11 protein-coding genes and 1 pseudogene are annotated in these 10,501 nt (G+C 70.4%); 11 read left to right on the top strand and 1 reads right to left on the bottom strand.

What is annotated here, in order from left to right; translation table 11 throughout:
• From GTW67_RS18290 to GTW67_RS18255, 8 genes are all read left to right on the top strand, one after another.
• Window positions 1–797: LysR family transcriptional regulator (locus tag GTW67_RS18290; protein ID WP_161165897.1), on the top strand; the 797-nt coding region annotated here is incomplete at its 5' end.
• Window positions 798–907: 110 nt separating this feature from the next.
• A complete protein-coding gene (locus tag GTW67_RS18285) occupies window positions 908–1,825 on the top strand; it encodes a VOC family protein (RefSeq protein ID WP_161165896.1) in 918 nt (305 codons plus the stop codon).
• Window positions 1,826–1,877: 52 nt separating this feature from the next.
• Complete coding sequence (locus tag GTW67_RS18280) at window positions 1,878–3,326, top strand: NAD-dependent succinate-semialdehyde dehydrogenase (protein WP_161165895.1); 1,449 nt, start codon at window positions 1,878–1,880, stop codon at window positions 3,324–3,326.
• Window positions 3,323–4,096, top strand: coding sequence for a fumarylacetoacetate hydrolase family protein (locus GTW67_RS18275; protein ID WP_161165894.1), 774 nt, complete (start codon window positions 3,323–3,325; stop codon window positions 4,094–4,096). Before GTW67_RS18280 ends, GTW67_RS18275 begins: the two co-directional genes overlap by 4 nt.
• On the top strand, window positions 4,093–4,464 hold the full coding sequence (locus GTW67_RS18270) for a VOC family protein (protein ID WP_161165893.1): 372 nt from the start codon (window positions 4,093–4,095) through the stop codon (window positions 4,462–4,464). Before GTW67_RS18275 ends, GTW67_RS18270 begins: the two co-directional genes overlap by 4 nt.
• 26 nt (window positions 4,465–4,490) lie before the next feature.
• The gene (locus GTW67_RS18265; RefSeq protein WP_161165892.1) at window positions 4,491–5,276 is read left to right on the top strand and encodes an alpha/beta fold hydrolase; all 786 of its coding nucleotides are present in this window, start codon (window positions 4,491–4,493) and stop codon (window positions 5,274–5,276) included.
• Window positions 5,273–5,758, top strand: coding sequence for a GlcG/HbpS family heme-binding protein (locus GTW67_RS18260; RefSeq protein ID WP_161165891.1), 486 nt, complete (start codon window positions 5,273–5,275; stop codon window positions 5,756–5,758). The genes GTW67_RS18265 and GTW67_RS18260 overlap by 4 nt, the downstream gene beginning before the upstream one ends.
• Window positions 5,759–5,761: 3 nt before the next feature.
• Window positions 5,762–6,790, top strand: coding sequence for a uroporphyrinogen decarboxylase/cobalamine-independent methonine synthase family protein (locus GTW67_RS18255; protein ID WP_161165890.1), 1,029 nt, complete (start codon window positions 5,762–5,764; stop codon window positions 6,788–6,790).
• Between the two features lie 52 nt (window positions 6,791–6,842).
• Here GTW67_RS18255 and GTW67_RS18250 read toward each other — a convergent pair whose 3' ends face one another.
• On the bottom strand, window positions 6,843–7,130 hold the full coding sequence (locus tag GTW67_RS18250) for a putative quinol monooxygenase (RefSeq protein ID WP_161165889.1): 288 nt from the start codon (window positions 7,128–7,130) through the stop codon (window positions 6,843–6,845).
• A gap of 232 nt (window positions 7,131–7,362) precedes the next feature.
• On the opposite strand from GTW67_RS18250, the gene GTW67_RS18245 reads away from it, so the two are divergent.
• From GTW67_RS18245 to GTW67_RS18235, 3 genes and pseudogenes are all read left to right on the top strand, one after another.
• Entirely contained in the window at window positions 7,363–8,811 is a 1,449-nt protein-coding gene (locus GTW67_RS18245; RefSeq protein WP_161165888.1) for an aldehyde dehydrogenase family protein, read from the top strand.
• A gap of 37 nt (window positions 8,812–8,848) precedes the next feature.
• Entirely contained in the window at window positions 8,849–10,048 is a 1,200-nt protein-coding gene (gene lhgD / locus GTW67_RS18240; protein WP_161165887.1) for an L-2-hydroxyglutarate dehydrogenase, read from the top strand.
• Between the two features lie 148 nt (window positions 10,049–10,196).
• Window positions 10,197–10,501 (top strand): annotated as a pseudogene (locus GTW67_RS18235) (amidohydrolase family protein); the annotation flags it as partial.

Raw genomic sequence — 10,501 nt, 5'->3', positions numbered from 1 at the left:
TACTGGAACGCCAGATCGGCGTCCGCCTGGTGAACCGCACCGCCCGCTCGGTGAGCCTGACCGAACCCGGCCGGCGATACGCGGACTTCGCCACCCGCATCCTGGACGAGATCGAGGCCGAGGACGCCGGCATCGCCCAGCTCCACGACCGCGCCGAAGGCACCCTCAGCGTCATCTGCCCCAAATGGATAGGCAGCCTCGACCTCGGCGACGCCATCGCCGCCTTCTCCGCGGCCCATCCGAGAATCCAGATACGTTTCGAACTGGGCGGAATGTCGGACCGTACCTACGACTTCCTGGACAGCGGGTTCGACGTCGCCTTCCACACGCGAGATCTGCGCGATTCCAGCGTCCGTCTGAAGAAGATCTCCTCCCTGCCGTTCGTGCTGTGCGCGTCGCAGGAGTACATCAAGACGCACGGCGCGCTCGCCCACCCCAACGACCTCGCCGCCCGCGACTGCCTGGTCCACGTCAACGACCCGGTCTGGCGAATCGGCCACGGGCACGCCAGCACCCTGCACAAGATCCGCAACATCGCCTTCTCGTCGAACTCCTACATCGCCCTGCAGAAGGCCGCCGTACACGGACGGGGCATCGCCCTGCTGCCCCAACGCCCCGCCTACGACGACCTCGTCTCCGGCGCCCTCCAGGTGCTGCTGCCCGAACTCGCGGTGCCGGACCGGCCCCTGTACGCGATCTACGGTCCGGGACAGGACACCCCGCGCAAGGTCAGCGTGTTCCTGGACTTCCTCGCCGAATGGTTCTCCCAGAACCCCATTCCCACCGTGCGCACCTGAACGCGGCCCCGCCGCGCAAGAAACGATTGCAAATGCGGGAGATCTCGGGCCATTGAGGCCCCCGCGCCCGCATACCTACGCTCACCAGGCGAGACGGAAACGAGGAAGCCATGGGAATCCAGAGAATCGAATCGGTCACCTACAGCATCGACGACCTCGGCGAGTGCGTCCGGTTCTTCGAAGACTTCGGCCTCTTCCTGGTGGAGCGGACCGACGAGCACGCGGTGTTCGAGACGCTCACCGGACAGACCCTCCACCTCGACACCGACCCCGGTCCGCTGCTGCCGCCCCCCGTGGAGAGCGGCCCCACCCTGCGGGAGGTCGTCTGGGGCGTCGACACCCGTGAGGAACTGGACCGCCTGGTGACCGCCGTCAGCCGCGGCCACGAGGTCCGCGCGGGCGCCGACGGCGTCCACCACACCGTCGACCTGGGCGGCTTCGGCGTCGGACTCACCCTTGCCCGGCCGAAGAAGGCGACCATCGACCCCCGCCCCGCCAACACGCCGGGCCACGTGGGCCGCTGGAACGAGGCACTGGAACCGATCACCCGCGCCCACCCGCTGCGCATGTGCCATGTGGCCCTCAACATCGTCAAGGAGGGCAAGGAGGAGGCCGTCGCCTTCTACACCGAGGTCCTCGGTTTCCGCCCCACCGACGTGGTCGAGCCCATGGGCGTCTTCATGCAGGCCCCCGGCGACGACGACCAGCACACCATGCTGCTGTGCCACCGTCCGGACCGGGCCGGCGTCAACCACATCGCCTACGAGGTCCCCGGATTCGACGACGTGATCGAAGGCGGCAACTTCATGATCGAGCGGGGCTGGCGGGAGGCCCGCAAGCTGGGCCGGCACACCATCGGCTCCAACGTCTTCCGCTTCCTGCACGCCCCCTGCGGCGGCCGCGTCGAGTACGCCGCCGACATGGACCGGGTCGACGACACCTACGAGACCCGCACGCACGAGACCACCCCGCCCCACCACATCTGGTCCCTGCGCTCCAACCGCGACCAGGACGCGCCCGCCTCCTGAGCCCGGACAGCCCCTAACCACCACCCCCGCCGGCCTGAGAGGGCACCCACCCATGACCACCGATCACGGCTACCCCGCCGTCCGCATGTACATCGCGGGCGAGTGGTGCCAGGGCGGCACCGGACTTACCGCCCCCATCGTGAACCCGGCCACCGAGGAGGTGATCGGAGAGGTACCGCTGGCCACCACCGCCGACCTCGACCGCGCGCTCGACGCCGCCACCGAGGGATTCCGGATCTGGCGGGGCACCCCCATCGCCGAGCGGACCCGCATCCTGCACGCCGCCGCCGACCTCATCGCCGAGCGCGCCGCCGACATCGGCCGCGTCATGACCCGGGAACAGGGCAAGCCGCTCAGGGAGTCGACCGGCGAGGCCCGCCGCACCGCCGAGACCCTGCGCTGGCACGCGGACGACGCCCGCCGCGCCTACGGCCGCATCATCCCCTCCGACCCCGGCACCGTCCTGACCGTGCGGCGCGAACCGATCGGACCCGTCGCCGCCTTCGTGCCGTGGAACTTCCCGGTCGGCGGCCCCAACCGGAAGATCTCCTCCGCGCTCTCGGCCGGCTGCTCCCTGGTCATCAAGGCCTCCGAGGAGACTCCAGCCACGGCGATGGAACTGGTCCGCTGCTACGCCGACGCGGGTCTGCCGGCCGGCGTGCTCAACCTCGTCTTCGGCGAGCCCGCGGAGGTCTCCGCCCATCTGATCGCCTCCCCGGCCACCCGCCTGGTTGCCTTCACCGGCTCCGTCCCGGTCGGCAAGCTGCTCGCCGCCAAGGCGGGCGAGGTCATGAAGCCCTCGCTGATGGAGCTGGGCGGCCACGCGCCAGTGATCGTCTGCGCGGACGCCGACCCCGTCAAGGCCGCCCGCAGAGCCGCCCAGGCCAAGTGGGCCAACGCCGGACAGGTGTGCACCTCGCCCAGCCGCTTCCTCGTCCACGAGTCGATCGTGGAGGAGTTCACCGCCGAGTTCGTCAAGGCGGCCGAGGCCGTGTCGGTCGGCGACGGACTGGAGCACGGCACCACCATGGGACCGCTCGCCAACGAGCGCCGGCTGAAGGCCATGGAGCGCCTGACCGCCGACGCCGTCGCCCGCGGCGCCCAGGTGCTCACCGGCGGCGAGCGCCTGGACCGCCCCGGCTACTACTTCGCGCCGACCGTCCTCACCGACGTACCCGAGGACGCGGAGCTGATGAGCGAGGAACCGTTCGGTCCGCTGGCGCCCATCGTTGCCTTCAGGGACATCGACGAGGCGCTCGCGACCGCGAACGCGCTGCCCTACGGACTGGCCGCCTACGGCTTCACCGGCTCCGCCGCGACCGCCGAGAAGCTGTCCGAGGAGCTCGAGGCCGGCATCCTCTCCCTGAACCACTGCGGCGGCTCCGTCCACGAGGCCCCCTCCGGCGGCGTCAAGGACAGTGGCTACGGACGCGAGGGCGGACCGGAGGCACTGGACGCCTACCTGGTCACCAAGCGCGTCTCCCACCTGCTGACGCCATGAGGTACGCACGCATCTCCGTCGGCGGACGGGCGGTATGGGGCCGCGTCGGCAAGCACGACGTCGAACTGCTCTCCGGCTCCCCTCTCGACGAGACCGACGTCCACGTCATCGGAACGGTCCCGCGCGCCCGCGCGCAGTGGCTGCCGCCGGTCCTCCCGTCCGTTTTCTACGCCGTCGGCATGAACTACCCCCGGCACATCGAGCACGCGGGAGTCGCGACCCCCGAACGCCCCGAGGTCGGCTACCGCGCCAACAACGCCCTCACCGGCCACCTCACACCCATCGTCAAGCCCGCCGAGGTGACGGGCCGATTCGAGGCCGAGCCCGAACTCGTCGCCGTCATCGGCCGCACCCTGCGCCACGCCACCCACGACGAGGCCCGCACGTCGGTCTTCGGCTGGACCATCGGCAACGACGTCAGCGCCCGCACCTGGCAGCACCAGGACCGCACCTTCTGGCGCAGCAAGAACAGCGACACCTTCAAGCCGATGGGCCCCTGGATCGAGACCGACGTCGACGCCCTCGCGCAGACCACCACCCTCCGCGTCAACGGCGAGACCCGCGCCGAGTTCCCGACCGGCGACATGGTCTTCGACCCCTTCGACTACATCGTCGAGATCACCAAGCACATCACCCTGCACTCCGGTGACGTGCTGTGGATGGGCGCCGAGTCCGTCTGCCCGATCGAGCCCGGCGACACCGTGGACGTCGAGATCGGCGGCATCGGCGTGCTGTCCAACCCCGTACTCCTCGAAGGGAACCAGCCATGAGCGCAGAACCCCGTTACATCCACCACGTCAACTTCCCCACCACCGACCCGGACCGCACCGCCGAGTGGTACGCCAGGGTCTTCGGCATGAAGCGGATCATGCCCAAGTCCAACACCCGCGTGGTGCTGATGACCCGGGGCAACTTCGACCTGCACTTCACCCCGGTCGAGGAGATGGAGCGCATGGCGCCCTACCACTTCGCCGTCGAGGTCGACGACTGGGACGACTTCCTCGCGCACCTCAAGGAGCTGGGAATCCGGCACACCCGGCCCATTCAGCGCCCCGAGAACCAGTCGAAGTTCTGCTACATCCACGACCCCGACCACACCATGATCGAGCTGGTCCACCACGCCAAGCGCCCCAACTGATCGCCTCTGCTGAGGAGTTACGACCCATGCCCTACGCCGACTCCGACGGCACCTCCATCTACTACGAGCGCCACGGCAGCGGCCCGGCGATCCTGTTCGTGCACGGCAGCGGCGGCCACCACGCCGCCTGGTGGCAGCAGGTCGCCGCGCTGCGCGACGAGTTCACCGTCGTCACCGTCGACCTGCGCGGCTTCGGCAAGTCCGACAGCTCCATGTCCGAGTTCGACGGCCAGGACTTCCCCGGTGACGTCGTCGCGGTCCTGGAGGCGGAGGACCTCACCGACGCCATGCTGGTCGGTCAGTCCATCGGCTCCGTCGCCGCCCTGCGCGCCGGCCTGCTGCACCCCGACCGGGTCTCCTCCGTCGTCCTCGGCCACTCGCTGGGCGGCATCAGTCACCCCGAGCTGAAGGAACTGGCCGCCGCCGACCGCGCCGAGGCCGTGAAACTCCCGGTCATCGACCGGCTGCTGACCAAAGAGTTCCAGACCGGCCGCGCCGACCTGACCTTCCTGTTCCAGCAGATGGGCACGTTCAACGTGGCCAGGATGCAGGACCTGCGCAACCTCGACACCAACGGCCCGAGCCTGGACGAGATCCGGTCCTCCCGCGTCAAGGTCGCCTTCCTCGCCGGTGAGAAGGACGCTGTCCTGAGCGTCAAGACCGTCACCCGCGCCCACGAACTGCTGCCCGGTTCGCACTTGGAGATCGTCCCCGGCGCCCCGCACTCCATGTACTGGGAGACGCCCGAGGCCTACAACGCGGCCGTCGCCCGCCTGCGCCGCACCCTGACCGCCACGAAGGAAGCCGCATGAGCAACATCAGCCTCGACGCCGCCGAGGAGATCATCGCCGCCGCCCACAAGCGGGCCCAGGCCATCGGCAAGGCGGTCAGCGTCGCAGTCGTCGACGCCGGCGGCTTCGTCGTCGCCGTCCGGCGTCCGGACGGCGCCCGCCCGCTCACCCCGGACATCGCCCGCGCCAAGGCGTACACCGCGGCCGTCATGCAGCGTCCCGGCAAGATGCTGAAGAAGTGGCAGGAGAGCCAGCCCGTCTTCTTCTCCCAGCTCTCCCAGCTGCCCGGCGCCTCGATGCCCATCCTCGCCACCGAGGGCAGCGTCACCATCAAGAAGGACGGCGAGATCATCGGCGGCCTCGGCATCGCCGGCGGCACCGCCGACGAGGACCAGGTCATCGCCGACGAGGTCCTGCAAGCCCTCGGCTACGAGCTGCAGTTCGCCGCCTGGGGCGTCGCGGGCACGCCCGCTCCGTCCGCTTCCGACGCCGGGAAGGACTGACCCATGGCGGACACGTTCAACTACCGCATCGACCACCACGGCAGCCTGGTGCGCCCCGCCGAACTCACCGCCGCCCGCGCGGCCGGTGACCCGGAGGGGCTGAAGGAGGCCGAGACCGCGGCGGTCGAGGAGGCGGTCGCCCTCCAGCGCAAGCTGCGCTCCACCGTCGTCACCGACGGCGACTACCCCCGCGAGGACTTCCGCGGCGCCGTGCTCGGCACCGTCTCCGGCTTCCGCCGTACCGACGAGGTGCGCCCCGACGGCCTGGTCCGCTGGGTCGCCGAATCCCTGCCGAAGGCAGGCGGCCCGCTGCTGCCCGACTACGGCACCCGGCTCACCGGGCTGACGGTGATCGCGCCCAAGGCCACGCTGCCGTCCCCGGCGTATCTCGCCGCCACCACGTTCGAGGCCGGACTCGGCCCGGCGTCCGCCCGGGAACTCGGTGAAGCACTGGCCGAGATCGTCCGGGCCGAGATCGCGCTGCTGGTCTCCCAGGGAGTCCGCCTGATCCAGCTGAACAACCCGCTCCTGCTGGACCAGGTCGCCGCCGACCCGGCCGCCCCCGGCGCACTGTCCTTCGAGGACGCCCTCGCGGTGGACGCGCTGGCGGTACGGCTGGACGAGCGCCCGGAGGGCGTGCGGATCGGCGTGGCGCCCGGCTGGGCGGCGCCGGCCGCCGTGGACCGCGCCCGCGCCGAGCGGTTGTACACGGCCGTCCCGGCGGACCGCTGGGTGCTGCCCTTCGACCAGGGCACCGAGGCAGAGGTGGATCTCGTACGGGCGCTGCCCGACGAACGGGACTTCTGTCTCGGAGTGGTGGACGCCACCCGCCCCGAACTGGAGGACGTCGACACGGTGATGTCCCGGATCGACCCGCTCGACGCGATCAAGGACCTTGAGGACGCTGCCGTCGCCCCGTCCCGGGGCTTCGCCGACGTCGCGGACCGGCCGCTGCTGAGTGCCGAGGACCAGCGCAGGAAGCTAGTCCTGGTGGAGACGGTCGCCCGCTACTGCTGGGGCAACGAGTTCTGAGACGGCCGCAGGGCCGGGGAAGCGGCTGCTTCCCGGCCCTGCGGCCCTCTGCTCACAGCACTTCGGCGAAGGTCACCGACCGGTCCGTCAACAGCGGCCACACGGTCTCGACGATCTGCTCCGTGAAATGCGGCGCAGCCTTGTGCGCCTCGAACCCGGCGACGTCGTCGTACCGCTCGTACAGCAGGAAGCCGCCGGGCTGTTCGGCCACGGCGTGCACCTCGTACAGCTGGTTCGCGGGTTCCGCGCGGGTCGCCTCGCGCGCCTTCAGCAGCGCGGCACGCACCGCGGTCTCGTCGGCGGGCGCGCAGCGGTAGTGGGCGACGACTGCGTAGGCCATGTTCGGTCTCTCCTCGGCTGTCTCGGCTCCCGGCGGCGTCGTGCACACCGGCCGGCCAGCCGATTCCAGCATGGATCACCCCTCGGCCGACCTGCGCGCCATGCAACCAATGCCTGCCGCCACGGGGCTGGTGGGCCCGCCCCGACATGGTGTGTTGTCGCATTCGGCCCTGCACGGCCGACCACCTGGGACCGCGGTCACCCGCACCGCGGTCGACGAAGGAAGTGATCTGATGCGCACCTTGGAAACGCTCCTGGGCGGGGAGTGGGTGACGACCGGTGAGTGGATCGACGTCCACGACCCGGCCGACGTCCGCGCCCCCGTGGCCCGGATCCCGGCACTGTCCGCCAAGGACGTCGCCCGGGCCTACGACCAGGCCGAGCAGGGTTTCGCCGTCTGGAGGCGCACCAGCCCCTTCGAGCGGGCCCGCGTCTTCACCGACGCCGCTCGCCTGATCCGCGAGCGGCTCGACGAGATCGCCGCCGACGTCACCGCCGAGAACGGCAAGACGCTGGCCGAGGCCCGTGGTGAGGCGGGCAAAGCCGCCGACTTCCTCGACTACTACGCCGGCCTCGCCCGCCAGGGCTACGGGATCCTCCTGCACGACGCCCGCCCCGACACCCGTACGCACACCCAGCGCGAGCCGATCGGCGTCATCCTGGTCATCAGCCCGTGGAACGACCCGCTGATCACCCCGGCCCGCAAGCTCGCCCCGCTGCTCGCGACCGGCAACGCGGCCGTCTTCAAGCCGGCCACCGACACCCCGATGTCCGGACTGCACTTCGCGCGCGCCCTGCACGACGCTGGCCTGCCGGCCGGCGTGCTGAACGTCGTCACCGGCCGCACCCGGGAGATCGAGGAGGCGCTTCTGGACGACCCGCGGATCGCCGGCATCACCTTCACCGGCTCCAACGAGGTCGGCAACTCCATCCGCCGCCGCCTCGGCGACCGCAACGTCCCCTTCCAGGGCGAGCTGGGCGGCAAGAACACCTCCGTCGTCCTGAAGGACGCCGACCTGCCGTCCGCCGCGAAGACCGTCGTCGCCGGTTCCTTCGGCCAGGCCGGCCAGCGCTGCACCGCCACCAGCCGGGTGATCGTCGAGCGGCCGGCGTACGAGCAGTTCACCCGGCTGCTGGTCGCCGAGGTCGAGAAGCTCAAGGTCGGCCCGGGCAGCGACCCGGCGACCACGATGTGCCCACTGTCCAGCCCCAAGCAGCGCGACAGCGTCCTCGCCGACCTCGGCAAGGCGGTCGAGGAGGGCGCGGTGGTCCTCACCGGCGGGGGCGCCGACACCGAGGGCGACCACGCGCACGGCTGCTACGTGCAGCCGACCGTGCTCGGCGACGTCACCCCCGAGATGGCCGTCTGGCGGGACGAGGTCTTCGGCCCGGTCCTCGCCGCCCGCGCCGTCGACGACTTCGCACAGGCGGTCCAGGCCGTCAACGACTCCGTCTACGGCCTGGCCGCGGCCGTCTTCACCCGCGATATCGGTGCCGCCTACCGCTTCGTCGACGAGGCGGAGTGCGGCCAGATCGCGGTCAACCACCCGACGCCCGGCTGGGACGTGCACCTGCCCTTCGGCGGCTTCCACGATTCCGGCACCGGCTACAAGGAGCAGGGCGAAGAGGTCCTGCGCTTCTCCACCCGCGTCAAGACGGTCGCCATCAACTTCGGCTCCTGACGGCGGGGGAGCGGCAAGATCAGAGAGGAGGATGCCGATGGCTGACGAGACGATCGGCATCGTCGGCGCCGGCATCGTGGGTCTGGCCACGGGCCGCGAGATCGCGCTCAGGCGCCCCGGCACCCGTGTCGTGGTGTTGGAGAAGGAGCAGCAGGTCTCGCTGCACCAGACCGACCACAACTCGGGCGTCGTGCACGCGGGCATCTACTACACACCGGGCAGCCGCAAGGCGGACCTGACCGTGCGCGGGGTGTCACTGCTGCGCGAGTACTGCCAGGACCGCAGGCTGCCCTACCGGGAGATCGGCAAGCTGGTGATAGCGGTCCGCCAGGACGAACTGGGCCGCATGGAGAACCTCTACGAGCGGGCGAAGAACAACCACGTGCCCGACCTTCGGAGGGTCTCCCAGGACGAGATCAAGGAGCTGGAGCCGCACGCCGGCGGCATCGCGGCCCTGCACTCCCCGCGCACCGCGATCACCGACTACCCGGCGATCGCCCGGGAGTTCGCCAAGGACATCACCGACGCGGGCGGCGAGGTCAGACTCGGCTTCCCCGTCACCGGCATCACCAACGTGCCGGGCGGCATCGAGGTGGATTCCGGACAACAACGCCTGAAGGTGGACCGGCTGATCCTGTGCGCCGGCCTGCAGTCGGACTCGGTGGCCAGGCTCGCCCAGGACAAGCAGGCACCCAAGATCATCCCGTTTCGGGGCGAGTACAAGCTGCTCAAGCCTGAGCGCACCCACCTCGTCCGCGGCCTCATCTACCCGGTGCCTGACCCCCGTTACCCGTTCCTGGGAGTCCACTTCACCCCCCGGGTCGACGGAACGGTGGAGGTCGGCCCCAACGCAGTCCTGGCACTCGCCAGGGAGGGTTACCAGCTCACCAAGGTCTCTCCGAAGGACCTGCTGGGCCTCGCAGCCTATCCGGGCTCCTGGAGGATGGCGGCCCAGCACTGGCGCACCGGCGTCAAGGAGTACCGCGGTTCGCTGTCCACCGCGGCCTTCATGAAGGACGCGGGCCTGTACGTCCCCGGCGTAGGCGCCAAGGACGTGGTCCGCGGCGGAGCCGGCGTACGGGCCCAGGCCCTGGACCGGGACGGCACCCTCGTGGACGACTTCCGCATCCACCAGGTGGGCAGGATCACGGCCGTGCGCAACGCCCCCTCGCCGGCCGCCACCGCCTCCATGGCGATCGCCGAGCACATCGTCGGCGCCGTCTTCGGCGAGGCCTGAAGCACGCCGGGAACGCCCTGCTCACAGCGCACTTTCGCGCAACAACAGCTTGCATCCCAAGCTCTCGGCAAGACCTCTTCACCCGCCTAGCGTTCGTTGCACACCACCCACCACCCCCTTCGAGAACGTTCGAGAAAGCGAGTTCGACATGTTCGTCGTCGACACCCAGATCCACATCTGGAAGGAAGAGACCCCGGACCGTCCCTGGGTCCCGGGCGCGCGTGAGCGCATCCGCCTCAACGGCCACCGCGAGGACCCCTTCTCCTACGAAGAGGCCCTGGAACTCATGGACGAGGCCGGCGTCAACCGGGCGCTGATCCTCCCGCCGTCCTGGGAGGGCAACCGCATCGACTACGCCCTGGAGGCCTGCGAGGCCCACCCGGACCGTTTCGGCATCATGGCACGTGTCCCGCAGGACAACGAGGCCGAGGGCACGGCGATGCTGAAGGACTA

The organism is Streptomyces sp. SID5910 (genome assembly GCF_009862125.1).
In the GTDB taxonomy this organism is placed as follows: domain Bacteria; phylum Actinomycetota; class Actinomycetes; order Streptomycetales; family Streptomycetaceae; genus Streptomyces.
The sequence above is the reverse complement of the archived record's forward strand: the minus strand, read 5'-3'. Positions and strand labels throughout refer to the sequence as shown.